The sequence below is a fragment of the Acinetobacter sp. NPDC052428 genome (assembly GCF_044547685.1).
GTDB lineage: Bacteria > Pseudomonadota > Gammaproteobacteria > Pseudomonadales > Moraxellaceae > Acinetobacter > Acinetobacter lwoffii_G.
Genome location: NZ_JBIUAT010000041.1, coordinates 1 through 18,449, shown reverse-complemented (window position 1 = coordinate 18,449; position 18,449 = coordinate 1). Strand labels below are relative to the sequence as shown.

Sequence of the window (18,449 nt, the reverse complement as noted above, 5' to 3'; positions counted from 1 at the left end):
GTGTATCGCTTGAACTGAGGATCAGAGAGCTTGTTTGAATCGATGTATTTCATCCGCAGATTATGCACGAATGCTAAGAAATCCGGAGTGCAAATATTAACCAAAAAGAAGATCGTTTTTTGATTTATGAAAGAGATCTAGTATCTGCTAAACCTTGCCAATCTGCTTTTAAATACCTCAAATGCATTATTTTGGCTAGAATCAAAAATTTAAATTGGTAGGTATTTGGTAGGTAGGATTCTTTTTAACTTCATTCAATACTCATATTACGGTGAGGGTCACCGATAAAATAATCAATGAATGGTAGAAGGAATAACACCATGGCTTTTAAAAATATTTCAGATCAAACTAACGGTTTTTATATTCCCTGTGTTTCACTTTTTGGTCCGGGCTGTGCTAAAGAAATCGGGATCAAAGCACAAAATTTAGGCGCCAAGAAAGCACTGATTGTAACTGATGCTGGCCTGTTTAAATTTGGTGTTGCAGATGATATTGCAGATTATTTGAAAGAGGCAGGTGTTGACAGTTATATTTTCCCAGGTGCGGAACCCAATCCAACTGATATTAACGTGCATCATGGAGTTGAAGCTTATAATGAAAATGCCTGTGATTTTATTGTATCGTTAGGTGGGGGCTCATCACATGACTGTGCCAAAGGCATCGGTCTGGTCACTGCAGGTGGCGGACATATCCGTGATTATGAAGGGATTGATAAAAGTACCGTTCCGATGACACCACTGATTGCAATCAATACCACGGCAGGGACGGCTTCGGAGATGACACGTTTCTGTATCATTACCAATACCGATACCCATGTGAAAATGGCGATTGTAGATTGGCGTTGCACACCACTTATTGCAATTGATGACCCTAAACTGATGTTGGCCAAACCTGCCGGCCTGACTGCGGCAACAGGGATGGATGCTCTGACACATGCGGTTGAGGCCTATGTATCTACGGCTGCTAATCCCATCACTGATGCCTGTGCAGAAAAGGCGATCACCATGATCAGTGAATGGCTCAGTCCCGCAGTGGCGAATGGGGATAATCTAGAAGCACGGGATGCCATGAGCTATGCTCAATATCTTGCCGGAATGGCCTTTAATAACGCCTCTTTAGGATATGTGCATGCGATGGCACATCAGCTCGGAGGCTTCTACAACTTGCCGCATGGTGTTTGTAATGCAATTCTGCTCCCCCATGTTTGTGAATTTAACCTGATTGCTTGTCCTGAACGTTATGCCAAAATTGCCCAATTGATGGGGGTGAATACAGAAGGCTTAACCGTAACTGAAGCAGCTTATGAAGCGATTGGCGCCATTCGTCAGCTTTCGGCTTCAATTGGTATTCCATCTGGGCTGACGGAATTGAATGTAAAAGAAGCTGACTTGGCCATCATGGCGGAAAATGCACAAAAAGATGCCTGCATGCTGACCAATCCACGTAAAGCCAGCCATGCCCAAGTGGTAGATATTTTTAAAGCGGCGATGTAGTGCCTCAATGTAAGTCTTCTCTCCAAGCATCTGACTTACATTTTTAACAGCCCCTGTTTCACTTCCTGAGGAAGTGTGCCAAGAGCAGACATGCATTTTCCTGTTCCTGGCTGATCCTTTTGCCTTCATAAGAGGATAAAAGCGGGGGGTGTTTCTTTTTTATGAAGTCCCCTTCATTATGAATATCGACATTAATCCCATGGTAGAAAAATGCCACGATTTTTTTAGCCCGTCCCAGCCAGAAAAAATTTCCCGTCGTATGATCTTAATATCATATTTAATCTCTGAGGAATAAACTGCGCGTCCTTCAAATGACATGAAGGTGAGCGTAGCTGATTTTGATGAAGAGCATCCCATCAAGCGGCTGGTCAAACTGGGTAGCCACTGATAAAAATTTTAGGATCAGGTTCAGTCTAAATTAATAAGCAAACCCACAGTAAGCAAGGATAATACTTAATATTCCAGAATTTTCCTATTTTAACTGTTTAGCTTTGTACCGATAGTTACATCAGCTTTAAAGATTTTTATATTTTAACAGAGTCTGATGAACGGGATGGTTTTTGGGCATCAGTTCAATCAGGCGTTCTACAGCATCAATCGCTTCAGGAAAATGTGCCACATGTTTCAGCAAGACATCGGTTTCATTAGCCTTGAAAATGGCATCGCTCAGGCGTGATTCCAGACAATCTCTCCAGGCACATAGAAATGGACTTTCTGTTTTGGCCAGAAATACGCCGGTACATAACTTCAAGGCTGAATAGATATACCCAGCATCTAAAGATTGCTCTGTCATTAAAAAATCAGCCTCTACATGCGCCAATAAACGATAGGGTCTGGACCCCAGCATACCACCTAATACATCGCGTAACTGTGACATTTCTGCTTTTAAAGTACCCATACTGACCTTGCGCTCGCCATATAAGGCTTGATGCAAGGTATCTAGACTCAGACCCTGCGGACATAAGGCTAGAATGGTCAGAATTTCAATCTGTCGAGGAGTCAGAACCAGCATCTTGCCATTAAACAGCACTTGAGGTAATGAAAAAGCCCGAATAAACAGGCGCTGCTTCTGGCATTCTAGTAGAGCCGACTGGATAATCGTAGCACAGCGCTCCGCAGCTAGTAGTGCTAAACTGTTATGCTTTGGCCAGGTAGTCGACAGATCAATGACACCTAAGACCTGTTTTGAATAGGGATCAATAATCGGGGCAGCGTAACAAACCCAATCATGAATGGAGGACATGTAATGTTCACTGGAAAAGACACAGCTGGATTGTTGAGTTTTTAAGGATAATGCCAATGCATTGGTTCCGACTAGCTCTTCGCGCCATTGCCCACCTTCAATAAAATGTACACTTTCTGCGGCACTTTGCATTTGTGGGCTAGAAGCTGCCCAAATGATGGTGCTGCCGATATCTCCGACCGCCAGCACCATAGAAGATTGCTCGGCAATATGTTTTAAATCCTGAGCACAATGTTGCAGGGCTTGGGCTAAAGTTGAGGAAGAAGTGGTCTTTTTTAAATCCGTCAGCGGTGCTGCTAAACGATTCTTCGGGATTTCAGCCGAGGATGAACGTTGCCAGGAGCTGGCAATACTCTGTCCTAGCTGTTCTGCATGTAAGGGAGACAAACTGCTGTTTTGCCGAAGCTGATCAGTATTGTGCCTTTTTTCCATCAAATCTTGTTTTGTCATCATTCCTTATTCTCACAACAATTCATGATTTACATCCGCTGTAATCGTTATTTTTTTAAAATGGATGAAAATATCGTGAACATGCTAGCTCCAACCTTTTTCCAACCTTATACCAGTTATATTAATCAAATAAGGTGCAGAAGTACCTTATACCAAAGCTGTAGAAGCGGTTTTGCCATACGAAAATAAGCAAAGGAAATAAATATGCGTTACGTCGATCCTAATCAACCTGATTCAAAAGTTCATTTTAAAGCACAATACGAGAATTTTATTGGCGGCGAATGGGTCGCTCCGGTCAAAGGTGAATACTTTGACAACATCTCTCCGGTAGATGGCAAAGTCTTTACCAAGGTTCCGCGTTCTTCTGTAGAAGACATTGAATTGGCCCTGGATGCAGCGCACAAAGCCAAAGAACAATGGAACAGAGCATCGCCGACCACCCGCTCCAATATTCTGTTGAAAATTGCAGATCGTCTGGAACAAAATCTGGAACTGCTGGCAGTAGCAGAAACCTGGGATAACGGCAAACCGATCCGTGAAACGCTGGCTGCCGATATTCCGCTGGCTATTGACCATTTCCGTTATTTTGCCGGCTGTATTCGTGCGCAGGAAGGCGGCATTTCCGAAATTGATGAAGATACGATTGCTTATCATTTTCATGAGTCGTTGGGCGTCGTGGGTCAGATTATCCCGTGGAACTTTCCGATTCTGATGGCTGCCTGGAAACTGGCACCTGCCCTAGCTGCGGGCAACTGCATTGTGTTGAAACCTGCAGAACAGACTCCGGTCAGCATTCTGGTGCTGGCTGAACTGATTCAGGATATTTTGCCACCGGGTGTCCTGAATATCGTCAATGGTTATGGGGTTGAAGTCGGTCGCCCGCTAGCCACCAACCCACGCATTGCCAAGATTGCCTTTACCGGTTCTACCGCCGTCGGTCAGATGATCATGCAATATGCCACCGAAAATATTATTCCGGTGACGCTGGAACTGGGGGGTAAATCACCGAATCTGTTCTTTGCCGACATCATGGATCAGGAAGACGATTATCTGGACAAAGCGCTGGAAGGTTTTGCCATGTTTGCCCTGAACCAGGGTGAAATCTGCACCTGTCCATCGCGTGCGCTGATCCAGGAAAGTATTGCTGACGAATTTCTGGCGCGTGCCGTTGAACGGGTGAAACGGATTAAAACCGGGCATCCGCTGGATACTGACACCATGATTGGCGCGCAAGCCTCACAGGAACAGCAGGACAAGATTCTGGGCTGTATTGCCACTGGTCGTGAAGAAGGCGCACAGATCCTGACTGGTGGTGAAGCACGTCAGGAAGTGGGTCAAGGTTTCTATATTGAACCGACCATCTTTAAAGGCACCAATGACATGAAGACCTTCCAGGATGAAATCTTCGGGCCTGTATTGGCTGTGACCACCTTTAAAGACTTTGATGATGCGATCAAGATCGCCAACGATACGATTTACGGACTCGGTGCCGGGGTCTGGTCACGCTCAGCGCATATTTCCTACCGTGCTGGCCGTGCCATTCAGGCCGGTCGGGTCTGGACCAACTGTTATCACATCTACCCTGCGCATGCGGCTTTCGGTGGCTATAAAAAATCCGGCATTGGTCGTGAGAATCACAGAATGATGCTGGATCATTATCAACAAACCAAAAATCTGTTAGTGAGCTATTCGACCAAACCAGCCGGGTTCTTTTAAGAAGTGAAATACATTCAAAGCGAACTTCGGTTCGCTTTGAATGTATGGTAGCTAGCTTTCACAAAATATCAGCAACATCTTCAAGCTGCGGCCAATTCAAATAAAGTTTTTAGTCTATAAACACTTTTTTTAAAGGAAAGAGCATCACCTCAAATTTCTATTTGCAATAGTGTCATTTCAAGATAATTTCACTCTATAAAGATTTCGCCACATTCTCCAGCCATTGAGTGCCAGAAGAATAAAAATAAAATAAAGCACGGCGGTTAAATACAATGACTTATAGCTATACATGCCGACATAAATCACATCTAACACACACCATAATCCCCAGCTTTCAATATATTTTTTTGCCGCCCAATAACTTGCCACCAAGCTAAAAGAAGCCAACATGGAATCCAACCAAGGGAGTGATGCTGTGGTGAAATGAGCAAATAAGGCGCCAATCACCAGACCGGCGACAATACCCACAATCAGGCTATATACCCAGATTTTTTTATTCAAATAGCCAATCTGCACGGTGATAGCCTGGTCATGATTTTTCTTCGACCAGCTATACCAGCCATACAGTTGCATCAAGATAAATACGGCTTGTAATGCTGCGTCTGCAAATAAATTGACACGATAAAAAATAATCATATATAAAAATACAGCGACAATATTCACCAACCAGCAGACTTTATATTGTTTGGAGGTCAGCCAGACACCTAAAACGTTTAAAATGAACGCTGCAATTTCTATATTTTCCATAGCAATATAACCTGATTAAGCAGCCAATTTAGAAGTTCAGATTGAATGACAAGGTTGCTGTACGCGGCGAACCCAAGAATAAATAATCATCACCCAAAAATTCACCTGCATCACGCCAGTATTTCTTGTTGAACAGATTATAAATATTCAAGCGCAGCAATGCATCGGTCGTATTTAGCTTAAATTGATAAGCAGCGCCTAAATCAACCACACTATAACCTGCAACTTTCGCAGCACCCTCTTTGTTGGCATATTTGCTGGAACTGTATTGACCACCTGCCAGAACAGTGAAACCTGCAATGCTCGGTACGTTATAGCGAAGATGTGTTGCGAAACGAGCTTTTGGCACGTTTTGCGCCTGATGATTACCATATTCAACCGCTTCCACATTTTCTAAACGGGCTTTGGTCAAGGCTAAAGATGAAGTTAAGGCCAGATGGTCGGTTAATGCACCATTCAGTCCTAATTCCAGGCCCTGACTATGCTGTTCGCCTTCCGCAATAAAATAGCGAAGTCCTGAAATCGGCTTGCTATATTGATTGTCCTGACGTAAATCAAAAACGGCTGCAGTCAACAGGAAATCATGGATCTGTTGTTTGAAACCAATTTCATATTGCTCTGAATAGATCGGTGCTAGAGTTTCAGCCGCATTCTCTGCAAACCAAGGCGCTGTTTTTCCATCTGACAGGCCTTTAGCATACGAGGCATAGACGGTAGTCGATTCCAAGGGGCTATAGCTGATCGCAAATTGCGGTAAAAATTTGCCTAAATCAGTATCGCGGACTTTTACCCGATCTGCATCATATGCTTGTTCATCAAGCTCGATCCATTTTCCGCCAATCAAAGTGGTCCAATGTTCATTCCATTCAATACGGTCTAATGCTGTAAATGCAGTTTGTTTACTTTTAAGTGCTTGATATTTTGGTCCAGCATTCGCTGTTACTGGGGAAAAATCTATGGTTTCTGTATAAATATTACCTACACCAATCCATTCATTGACACCAGCAAAACGATCTCGCGATTTATTGGTTTGTGTAATATCAAAATTTAGATAATGTTGCGCCCAATTGGTATCAATCACCCCATCTAGTTTGACTTTAAATTGGTTGGTTTTAAAGGTTTCATCTGGATTACGAAAATCATAAATATCGTAATGACCATTCGCATCAAAGGTGTTGCCCAAGCCACTATATTCACATAACGTGGCATAACATCCCCAAGCAAATGTCGAATAATCATCAACCTTGGATTTACTGTGGGCTGCGACGAGTCCCAAGTTCCAGTCATCATTCAATGCATAGCTATATTTTAAACTGCTATTCAGACTATCGATCGTGACCGGTTTGCCCCAAGTCTGATAACCCAGCAATCGGTCCCATTTCACATTTTCTGGGACTTTACCATCCAGTAATTGATAACCTGGCACTGATTTTTGTTCGGAACGCTGTGCTTCAAGATCAAATTCTAATTTGGATTGCTCAGATGTTTTCCAATCTAAGGTCAATGCCGCTAGATAGCGTTCACCATCGACATGATCGACATAAGACTCCATCTGTTCATTCACCAGATTGATGCGATATCCGAATTGTTGCTCATCACCCCAAAAACCACCGAGATCAGTTGACACTGAAAACTGGCCGTGTTGATCGGCCGAGAATGTCAGTGCCTGAATATCTTTCGGTCGCTTGGTGACATAATTCACAACCCCACCCGGGGTCGACATCCCACTTTGAATCGCGGACATGCCTTTTAAAATTTCCACACGTTCTTTATTTTCAAGTGCGACGTTTTGTTCACCACGAATCACATTGCCATTAATGAGGTAGCTAGATGCCAAATCCAGTGCAAAGCCACGCGAGACAAAGTTTGGATAATAGCCAATTGCAGCATAGCCCTCACCGATGGCTGCATCATTTTTTATAACATCGCTCAGCACACGAGCATGTTGTTCAGCAATGAGATCAGCAGTCAAAATAGAGACCGATGCAGGTATTTTTTGCAGACTGTCCGTAGCAAATCCCTCAACATTCACTTTAGCACTCGAGTAAGGAATGCTTTGATCGGCTGTGATAACAATCGTGTCAAGCTTTTGAACATCGTCTTCAGCATAAGTCAGCGGGACTAAACACAGCTGCGACAGAATGATCATATTTAAAGATCGGATTAATACATTCTGTTTGAGTTGACGAGTGTTCATACGAAACCTTATGTCTGTGAAGTGGGTGATGATGCTGGGTTTAGAGAGAGCATTGAGAAGATTGCAATTCATCTTGAATGAGCCGGGTTAAGGTCTGGGTAAATTGTTGACCTTGTTCGCCAAAGAACCAGTCCACATGACCGATAATCCAGTCGTAATAAGCCGCATCTGCATGTTGCTGGTTTTGAGTAATCCCAACAAAATATTCAAGCTCTGAAAAAGCGAAATCCAAATGCACGATTTTCAGTAGCTCTGGCAAAACACTAAAATCTTCTTGTGGATGTGCTTCGGAAAAATAAGCGTGTAGAAAGGCGGTTAAACCGGCCTCATCAATCTGAATATGTGGGTTCTGCTCTAATTCCAACCAATCAATGAAATTACGTTCAATCGTCACTGCCAGATCATAAAGTGCCGAGTTTCGGTCAGATAAACCAAAATCAATCACGGCAGTAATCTCAGCTTTGGCATCTGGCGATGACCAAAACAGATTAGAAGCGTGTAAATCGTTATGGGTCCAAATTCTGCTTGCCTGTTGCAATACAGGCTGAATACGCTGGTGAACCTGTAAGATTTGATCTAAAAAGTAAGGATCCAAATTTTTATCGGCAAAATAACGGCTTAATTCTGGACTGTTTGCAATGCGCCGTTGAATGGCTGTAACGATATTTTCACTGTCTAAAAGTTGCTGATTGGAAACCAAATAAGATGCTGATCTGCCTTGCTGCTCAGGAAAATCCTGCATCGCCAGATGTAGTCTGGCCAGTAAAGCCCCTGCCTTGGCGGCATGTTCAGCATAGAAAAAAGGTTTCCAGGATTGCTGATCTGCATACAGATCTAAACCGGCTGCTTTTGCATAGACTTCATAGGTCCAGTCACCCAGCTCTAAAGCAGTCAGATCTTGATTTGACCTAATCAATGCTGCAACAGGAATTTCTTTGCTGGCTAAATGCTGAAGAACGGCATGCTCCTGTAAAATATCGTGGGCACGACGAAATGAACAATGACTGCGCTTGATCAAATACTGATGCGCGACTGCTTCATCCCTGCTCACAAAATCCTGCTCCACCTTGACCAGCGCCGCAGATGAAAATGGCCGGGGACTACACCACAAAATCTGAATATGACCTTGTAAACAGGAATAATGCTGCTGCAGACTTTGTAATTCTGGATCAGAAATATGTGCCCAGTCTTTATTTTCCCAGGCATTGCCCATACCATGACCTAAATCATCAGTCATTGTGGTCATTATCAATATTCCTGAGCCAGATCATTATGTAATAATGGAAAATCATTGTTTAGGCGAACATGCAAACAGTATTTTTAAATACATTTAATATTGAAGACACGCCCTAAAATTAAGTGGTACATACCAGTATTAAATTGGAGGCAAGTTTAGCCTTATAAATATAAAAATAAAATAGATCTCTCGCATAAATCAAAAAATGATCTTCTTTTTGGTTAATATTCGAACTCCAGATTTCTTAGCATTCGCGCATAATCTGCGGATGAAATACATCAATTCAAACAAGCTTTCTGATCCTCAGTTCAAGCTATAACATAGTTTTGAAATGCACCGTAATTCATTTTCATGACTTCACTAAGTAGTTCTTTAAATCCATGTTCCTCAGCAGCAAATTCTACCAGTGATTCATTGTTCAGATCAGTAACACATGCCATGGTCGAAATGACCTGTACACTATGAGCTTTGAATTCGCCCAGGTATATTTTGTTGAATTACGTTTTTTTTATTAAGATATTTAAGGGAAAATTCTTACGGAAAAAATGTTTTTTATCACTGAACCATATACAAGTAGCTAAATTATCCTGCAATTTTTCAACCATCATTGGATGACTACCGTAAACTAGGTAAACAATATCACCAATATAGATATTATTCATCTTTAGTCAGCCAAGTATAAGATCAAAATTCTGAAACTTCTGATAAATAAATTAATGCCATCAATTGAGGACTTTTTTTAAACTGAGAAAGCGTTTATAAAGTCCAATTAAGTCCTTGTCCCATTTCATAAATAATGAGTATTAATGCAATTACCATTAGTAAAATCACAATGGCTTCGACCTTAGTGAGCATCTTAAATTCTCCACCTTTTATCTTTTATATAATAAACAAAGTGAACAATAAATAACAATAAGGTTACAAAAAAATTACTAGATGTTACAAAAACAGGGCTGGTAAAGAAAAATCTCTCAGAGGAGGTGCTAATTCTTTTCAAACTTAACCTTATGTACTGGGCGATGTCCTGTATAAGACTCATGACATACTGCGATTAATCAACACCCCCTTCTTCTTCTAAACTTAATAAGAAAGTATGGACACCCTGCATGTCATTTAACTCAATATTATTGCCGATCCATTTCATCGTAGTTGGTTTCATATTGTTTATGTCTTCTTGGATTTTATTGTAGGGGGGATTACCGCAGTTGACCATTGCTATGCTCTTTTTATAATTTGCCATTAAATTATCTTCCCTATAAAAGATTTTCAAGAAAATCGGTCTGTATTTGGCCAGTCAACGCTACAAAAAAAACTCATCCGATAAGTATTCTTACATAAACCCGAGGTTCTATAACTTGGATCCTGAATATCTTACATATGCAGACATAGCTCATACATCGGAATTTAAACTTACCCTCTACACTGAAATTAAGTTTTAGAAACGCAGAGGAAATTCAGATGGAAAAGTATTCAAAGATTCTAATCCTGAGCTTATTTGGATTTACTGGAACAGTAGCTATTGCAGATGAATCCATCCCAATAGAAGCAACTGCCGCCGCCGAAGCGCAACAGGTTGCTTTAGATTATGGAAATGAGAAAGACAAAAAATCTGAATCATCTGAAAGCCCTTAATTAAAGTGATGCCGGTCAGTTAAGAAATTGACTGGCATTTTCTTGGGTATTTCCGTGGTGTTCCTTTCACAACTCGTGGGCAACTCCTCACTCCCCTCTCAGGCAAAACATATCTCTTAGATTTTTCCAGTAAACTTTCTAAATGTTTAGGTAAATTACCTGCGGAGTCTAAAGAGTCGAATCTTAATATATTCAGAATGCCAATAGATGCAATATGAAAGCTGATTCTCAAAGGACTGACTTTTGCACGTTGAGCCATATGTTTCATTTGTCTTCTTAGAATATTGTAGGCAATAAAGCCCCCCATAATTATTGACAAACTAAATCAGGTTGCTTGTTCCTCAAATGCTTGCCCTCCTGTAAATCACTTTTGATTTCTGGGTAACGCATTTCTATTTCCCAGCGCTGAGCATAAAGCTTCGCCAAGCCTATCAGTGGCTATGTCTTTGGGTTCATTAATAAAGTGATATAACGTCTAATTTTCCCTTCCTGCTCAACTTCAATCAAACGCACTTCCCAATACCCCCTAATGTTGGATTAAGTTTCTTGGCATTTGCTGATATTGGCATCCTGATATGAAAGTCATGCTGAGAATTACGCTTGATTTAGAATTGTTCAAACACAATTTAAACCAGATCCCTTCAGGAACCTTTGTTCTTACAGATAGAGGTTATCAAAGGATTTATACTTTGTATCCCAATACCCTGTTGCCATTAGAGGCCAAAAGCCGCTGTAAACTGGATCCTGAACTAAAAATCTATAATCAGGAAATCAATAAAGAAGAATAGAAATTAAGTATGTATTTGGCAGTCTAAAAACTTTCAAAATGCTTTCAGAACGTTATCGCAATAGAGCTAAAAGCCCCCCCTTTTGAGATTCAATCTAGTTGCTGGAATTTATAATTTGCAACTGAGTAAGGATGATTTATGAAGGAGGTCTAATCTAAGAAAATAAAAAAAATCCTAAAACCATTTAACTTCTTAGGATTTGAATGGGCAGGATATAAATATAAGCTTATGCTTGAATATCTAAGGTCATTTCAATTTTGTCCTGTGACCAGATTTCGATGTCATATTCAATCACTAGATCATCTGATTTTGAAATACGTTCAATATAAGTGGCGGTTTGACTTAAAGGAATACCTAAGTGCTGGCTCTCAAAATGAGACACACCGGTAATTTTAATTTTTAACTGACTACTCGTGTAATTATAATGAAAGTGATTTTTAATGACATCTTGTACCGAAGTAATCACATCATAATTCAGCACATCTGGAAACAGCGCAACAGGTAAATAATTATATTCTAGAAGTACAGGTACATCATCAGCATAACGTAAACGGATAATTTCAATAAAGCCCAATTTACGATTTTCTTCGCTAAAAAGATTACTGTGATAGAATAGCTCCAGCTGTCGGGTCGAGATCAGTTCAGTTCTGGCATTAAAACCCTGTGCCTTCATATAAGAACGAAAATTTTCAATTGAGTTTGGATAATATTGAATTTTTTTATTACTCACGAACCAGCCGAGATTTTGCCGTTTGAAAATTTTATCTTCGGCACGAAGCTGTTCATAGGCCTTACGCACTGTTTCCCTTGAACAGTCAAACTTTAATGCCAAGTACCGTTCGGATGGAATTATTTGATTAGAACTGTAATTTTTCAATTCAGCCTCAATCAAATCTCTGATTTCCATATACTTCATTCAGTGAATCCAGTGAGTGCTCATAAGTGATAAAGATAGTACTAAATTAAAGAACAGAGGAAAATTGAAAACAAGGTACAGATCAGTAAAAAGATGCATTCCCTTGTTTTAATGAGAATGTTTAGCAGCATGATTGATACGTGATTCTGAGAGAATATCGTTGTCCACTCATAATGTTCTCATTTATGCAAAAAGAATAGACTAAATTTGTCTAGGAGAGTGGTGACAGTCTAATCTAATTAAAAGGCATCTACAAAATCGGCGGCTATTCGTAATAGTCGACTGAGAAAATCACGTACCTTGATTCTAGACATTATTGTCCACCTCTACTAACACATTTCCTGACACAGTCCCTATCTATACATTTGAATGCCTTTGACTATTAAAGATTATCTTTAATAAAATGAGCTTTATAGGGCAATATACTAAGATCTCCAGACTGTTGAATCCGGCAAGCGCACTGAGTGCGGTTCCGTAACGTGACACTGGGTAACGTCTTGGACTGCTGTATGTAGACAAAAATGAAAGCTGCGGTTTAAAGCTGGCGTCCTTCAAAATTTATCTCATTTTATAACTTATGTCTGGATTTTCAGGTAATTATATCGCACCAAAAAAAACATCTATTCACTAACGATCACTTAGGCTATTCATTATAAAAAAACAACCATACATCATTGATATATGTCCATTTATTTATAATTTTTTCATGGACATAAGTTAATTAGTTAATTTTTTAGGTCCCATATATCATCTAAGCGGAATCAATTAAAACCTGTTATAAATCAGTGTAACATTGAAATTTATAGAAATAATATTTAAAACCGTTTTTTATTTTGAATTAAGGTGTCATCAATTAGCTTGAGAAAATCTTACCGGTCCTCATAATTTTTTCATGACTAAACGCTATGCATTAAAAGATGATCAGTGGGAACAGATTAAAGATCTGTTACATGGACGAATGGGTACTGTTGGAGTAACGGCCAAAGATAACCGACTATTTGTTGAAGCGGTATCGTTCAGGTATCCCGTGGCGAGACTTAATCGAGCGCTTTGGTGATTTTAGAGTAGTGCATACTTGTTTTAGTCTTTGGGCTAAAACAGGTGTGTGGCAGAGAGTCTTTGAAGTGCTGTCACATGACCTTGACAATGAATATGTCATGTTAGACTCCACCCCATTGTACGTGCTTACTAACACAGCGCTGGGGGAAAATCAGGCGACTAGGCGCAGTAAAGGGGGCTTAAGCACCAAAATTCATGCCCGTACTGATGCTTTAGGCAACCCGACAGGATTTTATCTCACGGATGGGCAGGTCCATGACTTAAACGGTTCAGATGTGTTGCTGGACTTATCGTTGAGCCAGACCTGATTTATGGATAAAGCCTACAACTCTAGGGATCGGGTCATTGATCCAATTTTAGAGGCGAAGGGTCAAGTTGTGATGCCAGCGAAAAGTAATTCTATTGATCAGCGTGATTATGATTGACATATCTACAAGGCAAGACATCTGATCGAGAATTTTTTTTCCAAGCTCAAACAATATCGTGCTATTGCCATACGCTATGATAAATTGGCTCAAAACTTCTTATCAGCGATCTTTATGGCTTAATTGATAACACGCCCTAATTTGAGATTGTCAAAAAAAGTGTAGCAACTTGCTACACTTTTTCACTTTTCTTAATAAGCTGTTTTAAAAAATCTTCTAGTTGTAAGAGACTAGCTTCGTCAATTTCCGAGATATTCAGAGAAACCTTAAGCTGTTTTTGATTGAGTTTGATATTCCCCGCAATCTTACCTGCATATTCAATTTTTCTAACCACAGATGTTGTGGTCAGTTTTTCTGGATCCTGACTCAATATTTTTTCAGCATAGGCAGTAACTTTACTTTGCTCTAGTTTTTTGTCTTTTACTTTTTCCCAAGCCCCTAGTAAAGCCTTTTCGGCCTCAGAAAGTTGCTCTATATGATCCGACAGAAATTTTTTGAATGCAGTTGCAGCAGTACGACCTAGTAGGCCTGGTTCCACATCAAGGTCATTTAAAATTACTTGAGGCAGTTTTTCGTATGCTAAATACTTGTACATATCTTCGCGATTTAAACCCAGTGAATTGGCTAAACGTTGCTTGTTTTTCTTTAACTTCTCATCAAGTGAGTTCAGGCCAATAAAAATTTCATAATCTGTCAGGTCCTGACGCTTTAAATTCTCTGCTAAGGTTAACAAAGATGCTTCTACATTATTCGCATCAATGATAATCGCTTCAATCACAGACTTGCCGAGTAAATGGTGCGCCCGTAAGCGCCGCTCGCCTGCAATGAGTTCATATTTCAGATTATCAAGTTTACGCACTGTAATGGGCTGCAACAGACCGACTTCATTAATGGAATCCGCCAGTTCTTTTAATTGTGACTCTTCAAATAATTTACGCGGCTGGTTTGGACTGCGGCTAATATCCTCAATAGGAACATTACGTCTAAACTCTTTCAGCTCTCTAATATTGTCTTTCTGTGCTTGCTGATGTTTTTCTGTATTCTGTTTCAGTTTCTGAGCTAAAAGCTCTTTGGTGCTTGCCATAATACTCTCAGGTTTAAACTTTAGCTACAATTTCATTGGCAAGGCTTTCAAAAGCCTTACGTACTTTTGAATTTTTTTCTACATTCAAAAGTGATTGTTGCAGAATCGCTGCTTGATTAACTTTAGTACTTTGAGGAATGGTGGTCTCTAAAAGTTTTCCTACCTGTTTTAAGGCTTCATTCCGAATCAGCTTACAGACATTCTGACGTTCATCATGCTTAATTAGTAAAGCGCCTAAAAGCTCTAAATCTGGATTAATACGTTTGATCTTTTCAAGATGATTTAAAAGATCTGTTACCCCATACAATCCATATTGTGATCCGGATTCGATAGGAATAATGACATGTGTTGAAGATGCCAGGGCATTGCTGGTTAATAATTTAAGACTAGGTGGACAGTCGATCAATATAAAATCATAAAGATCTTTTAACAGTTCTAACTTGATATTTAACTCTTCAGAAGGACGGGGAGCTTCTTCTTTTAGTTGGTCTTCAGTTTTTCCTAAATTCAAGGAACCATAAATTAATGATACTTTTTCAAAGTTCGTTTCTTCTTGTAATGCATCTGCCAACAACGAAATATCGCCCACTAGTAATTCTGCTGTAGTCACAACAATTTCGCTTGGATGTTGGATCCCAATGTGTAAACTTGCGTTTGCTTGAGGATCTAAATCAATGACTAAAACCTTGTTGCCCAGATTGGCAAGTTCTGAGGCTAGGTGCACAACAGTCGTTGTTTTGCCACATCCGCCTTTATGATTAGCAACAGTAATAATTTTTGCAGACATGCGTGTCAGATGCTTCCGTATTTGAATGTTTAGTAATATAAATAACTTTCACTCATCTTACTATAGTTTTAAAATTTATAAATCCTATTTGTTCAGATGTAAAACAGCTTAAAAATAAATCTTTAACTAAGCTAGCTTAATTAATAATTAGAATAATTAGTTATTTAGCTAATTAATAATTAAGAGTGTATTTTTATTTTATAAAACAAATGCTTAGAGTTTTAAAGGTGGAAGGTTTGTCACTCTAAAGTGGAAGGTCTGTCACTCTAAAGTGGAAGGTCTGTCACTCTAAAGTGGAAGGTCTGTCACTCTAAAGTGGAAGGTTTGTCACTCTAAAGTGGAAGGTCTGTCACTAGGGTGGAAGGTTTGTCACTGCTATTTTTTAAACCGCTATTTTTATTTAAAAATAATTTAAAAAACAATTATTTAATATGTTAATAAAGTCTCATAACTAAGCCTTAAAGGTGGAATGATTGTCACTGTATATTTTTAACCTGTGGATAATCTGTTTTTATTGGATATTTCCTGATGATTATATGTGCAGTTATACCTTTCGAATCTAACTGAAAGGTGGAAGCCTTGTCACATCAGGGTTTCTATTTAATTTAACCTATCTGAATGTGGGTGAAAAAATAAAAATAGTCATTCTAAACTGTAATTTCGGGGGCTAAAGGTGGAAGGTATGTCACTGTAGGGTGGAAATATTGTATTTAATTCCACTTTAAAGGCAAAAAACCGGATAATAACGCTTTTTTTTGATGACGGACCTTCCACTTTTAGAATCTTGTGGTGAAAGTCTTGAAAGTTTTTCCACTTTTGTATATAAAAACTAAGTCAAATTATAAATATCACGGTTATGACAGAATCTGAACCATTGCAAGAAGAAACGAATTATATTCCCTACTGTATAGGCAACATTCGCCATAATGGCGTTGTCAGTACCAGTAACCGATTAATTCGCCCAATCGAGTTGTCATCCAATGAATATAAGGCACTTCTATATGCAATGGCGGTTGCGAATTATAGTGAGAAAAATAAGGTAAATAGTGAAATTACCGAACAAACTTATATTTATTTGTATAAGGATGATTTGGCAGATTTACTAGGATTAAATAAACGTAATTCAATTAATGTTGCAATAGATCGGATCTATAAAGAGCTTTCATCCCGAGTAGCTCATTTTATTATTGAGGAGCCTGCTGATAATGGTAAGAGAAAGACTAAAAAAGTACATTCTGTCGTTCCCATTATCCGTGAGTTAAGATGGGAAGATGACTCTAAAAATGCAATTCAGATTCGTTTTACCAGTGAGGTGTTGCCGTATTTCACTCAACTGGCTGGGGGTAATTTTACTACCTATCAGCTAAAACATCTTTTTGCCCTAGATTCTGTTGCCAGTATGAGTCTTTATACTTATTTCATTAAAAACGAATTTAAGTACGCCAATCAAAAGAGTTATGAAGTGCCATTACTTTTAGAAAACTTGAAAGCACTGATTGATATTAATGAAACCAAATATGATCGCTGGGTAGATTTTAGACGCTATGTATTAGACAAAATAGTGGCAGAAATTAACGAAAATACAGATCTACAATTAGAGTATGAAACCGTTAAGAAAGGCCGTCCAATTGTAGGTGTGAATTTTAAACTGCATCATCGGATTGCTGATAAGGCACTGGATGAAATTGCAGTGATCGAAAAAATCTATCTTGATGTTCCATTTGAAGACAATGCATCCGTAAAAGAATTAGGGGCTAAATTCGATACGAATGTACGTTCTTGGTATATTTTTAATAATGATGAAAATTATCAGCAGTTCAAGAAGTGGTTTAAAAAAGTAGGATGCCTCACTGACTCTCAAGCAAATATTGTCATTAATGACACTTTATTCCAAATGGATTTTGCTGAAATTGGTATGGGGCTGAATGACTTTAAACGAAATATGAAGCATAAACTTAAAAACAATCCGGAATTCGTTCAAAGTATTCGTGAAAGACTGAATGATATTTTTGGTAAAGAGCTGATCTAGCGAAAAGTGTAGCAACTTGCTACACTTTTTTAGATATATGTTCGTAAAGAATACAAGTGGTAAGGACCCTAGGATAAAAACGACTCTGTTGCATAAAGGCTTTAGAGATAGATCTTCCCTAAGTTATACAAATTCAAGTGACAACTTGGGTATGAGGTCTGCCTAATTTCTTAAATCTATTCAAAACGTAAGCGTTCGCTGAACACACCTTATGAACTCATCCTATAAGCCTTAATTTAGTCCCTACTTAAAAACAAGTGGGGATTAAATTTATGACTACAAATAACCAGACATCCATCACATCTCTTGAGAAAAAATGAAGAACATGCAGTGCTGAATTTAAACAGCAGATCGTTCAGGCTTGTAAAGCACCGGACGTTTCAATTGCTTCAGTCGCTTTGCAACATGGATTGAATACAAATTAATGTGGTTCCGTTAATTAGACCACTCAATTTAGTTTTATAAGTGATAAATCCGCTCTAAATATTTAAATTATGCTGCCATTACATTTTAGTAAATGTTGATCATAAAATTCATTTGGTGTTGCCTTATTCAAACTTGAATGAGGACGTATCATGTTATAAAAATCCAAATATTCAGCAATTGATTGTTTCGCTTGTTTAACCGTATCGTAAGCCTTCAAATA

14 protein-coding genes and 3 pseudogenes are annotated in these 18,449 nt (G+C 39.2%); 7 read left to right on the top strand and 10 right to left on the bottom strand.

The features are described 5' to 3' along the window. Positions 1-320 precede the first annotated feature (320 nt). The gene (locus tag ACIG3F_RS14705) at positions 321-1,493 is read left to right on the top strand and encodes an iron-containing alcohol dehydrogenase (protein ID WP_004281959.1); all 1,173 of its coding nucleotides are present in this window, start codon (positions 321-323) and stop codon (positions 1,491-1,493) included. Positions 1,494-2,007: 514 nt separating this feature from the next. On the opposite strand, the gene ACIG3F_RS14700 is transcribed toward ACIG3F_RS14705, so the two are convergent. After that, complete coding sequence (locus ACIG3F_RS14700) at positions 2,008-3,189, bottom strand: transcriptional regulator (RefSeq protein WP_213687801.1); 1,182 nt, start codon at positions 3,187-3,189, stop codon at positions 2,008-2,010. 201 nt (positions 3,190-3,390) lie between these two features. On the opposite strand from ACIG3F_RS14700, the gene ACIG3F_RS14695 reads away from it, so the two are divergent. Beyond that, the gene (locus ACIG3F_RS14695; RefSeq protein WP_213687766.1) at positions 3,391-4,902 is read left to right on the top strand and encodes an aldehyde dehydrogenase family protein; all 1,512 of its coding nucleotides are present in this window, start codon (positions 3,391-3,393) and stop codon (positions 4,900-4,902) included. A 177-nt stretch (positions 4,903-5,079) separates the two neighbouring features. On the opposite strand, the gene pnuC is transcribed toward ACIG3F_RS14695, so the two are convergent. From pnuC to ACIG3F_RS14675, 4 genes are all read right to left on the bottom strand, one after another. Further along, the gene (gene pnuC / locus ACIG3F_RS14690; RefSeq protein ID WP_004281962.1) at positions 5,080-5,649 is read right to left on the bottom strand and encodes a nicotinamide riboside transporter PnuC; all 570 of its coding nucleotides are present in this window, start codon (positions 5,647-5,649) and stop codon (positions 5,080-5,082) included. A 28-nt stretch (positions 5,650-5,677) separates the two neighbouring features. Beyond that, a complete protein-coding gene (locus ACIG3F_RS14685; protein ID WP_253147355.1) occupies positions 5,678-7,846 on the bottom strand; it encodes a TonB-dependent siderophore receptor in 2,169 nt (722 codons plus the stop codon). A gap of 40 nt (positions 7,847-7,886) precedes the next feature. Continuing rightward, positions 7,887-9,092: a phosphotransferase enzyme family protein gene (locus ACIG3F_RS14680; RefSeq protein ID WP_213687768.1), complete on the bottom strand. Its 1,206-nt coding sequence runs from the start codon at positions 9,090-9,092 to the stop codon at positions 7,887-7,889. Between the two features lie 1,042 nt (positions 9,093-10,134). Next, entirely contained in the window at positions 10,135-10,323 is a 189-nt protein-coding gene (locus tag ACIG3F_RS14675; protein ID WP_167367475.1) for a hypothetical protein, read from the bottom strand. Positions 10,324-10,541: 218 nt separating this feature from the next. On the opposite strand from ACIG3F_RS14675, the gene ACIG3F_RS14670 reads away from it, so the two are divergent. After that, on the top strand, positions 10,542-10,715 hold the full coding sequence (locus ACIG3F_RS14670) for a hypothetical protein (RefSeq protein ID WP_004281965.1): 174 nt from the start codon (positions 10,542-10,544) through the stop codon (positions 10,713-10,715). Positions 10,716-10,734: 19 nt separating this feature from the next. On the opposite strand, the pseudogene ACIG3F_RS14665 reads toward ACIG3F_RS14670, so the two are convergent. Beyond that, a pseudogene (locus tag ACIG3F_RS14665) lies at positions 10,735-11,320 on the bottom strand (transposase); the annotation flags it as partial. On the opposite strand from ACIG3F_RS14665, the gene ACIG3F_RS14660 reads away from it, so the two are divergent. Continuing rightward, complete coding sequence (locus ACIG3F_RS14660) at positions 11,291-11,503, top strand: hypothetical protein (RefSeq protein ID WP_004281968.1); 213 nt, start codon at positions 11,291-11,293, stop codon at positions 11,501-11,503. The pseudogene ACIG3F_RS14665 and the gene ACIG3F_RS14660 sit on opposite strands and share 30 nt — an antisense overlap. Positions 11,504-11,729: 226 nt before the next feature. Here the strand turns inward: ACIG3F_RS14660 and ACIG3F_RS14655 are convergent, their stop codons facing one another. Then, positions 11,730-12,419, bottom strand: a complete 690-nt coding sequence (locus tag ACIG3F_RS14655) for a GntR family transcriptional regulator (protein WP_396470402.1) — start codon at positions 12,417-12,419, stop codon at positions 11,730-11,732. A gap of 892 nt (positions 12,420-13,311) precedes the next feature. Here ACIG3F_RS14655 and ACIG3F_RS14650 point away from each other — a divergent pair. Beyond that, a pseudogene (locus tag ACIG3F_RS14650) lies at positions 13,312-14,026 on the top strand (IS5 family transposase). 49 nt (positions 14,027-14,075) lie between these two features. Here the strand turns inward: ACIG3F_RS14650 and ACIG3F_RS14645 are convergent. After that, complete coding sequence (locus tag ACIG3F_RS14645) at positions 14,076-14,987, bottom strand: ParB/RepB/Spo0J family partition protein (protein WP_180038948.1); 912 nt, start codon at positions 14,985-14,987, stop codon at positions 14,076-14,078. A 13-nt stretch (positions 14,988-15,000) separates the two neighbouring features. Then, positions 15,001-15,774: a ParA family protein gene (locus ACIG3F_RS14640; protein WP_004647772.1), complete on the bottom strand. Its 774-nt coding sequence runs from the start codon at positions 15,772-15,774 to the stop codon at positions 15,001-15,003. A gap of 856 nt (positions 15,775-16,630) precedes the next feature. On the opposite strand from ACIG3F_RS14640, the gene ACIG3F_RS14635 reads away from it, so the two are divergent. Beyond that, a complete protein-coding gene (locus ACIG3F_RS14635) occupies positions 16,631-17,803 on the top strand; it encodes a replication initiation protein (RefSeq protein ID WP_180038949.1) in 1,173 nt (390 codons plus the stop codon). Between the two features lie 272 nt (positions 17,804-18,075). Next, positions 18,076-18,225, top strand: a pseudogene (locus ACIG3F_RS14630) (transposase); the annotation flags it as partial. 65 nt (positions 18,226-18,290) lie between these two features. Here ACIG3F_RS14630 and ACIG3F_RS14625 read toward each other — a convergent pair. Further along, positions 18,291-18,449: integrase core domain-containing protein (locus ACIG3F_RS14625; protein WP_396470404.1), on the bottom strand; the 159-nt coding region annotated here is incomplete at its 5' end.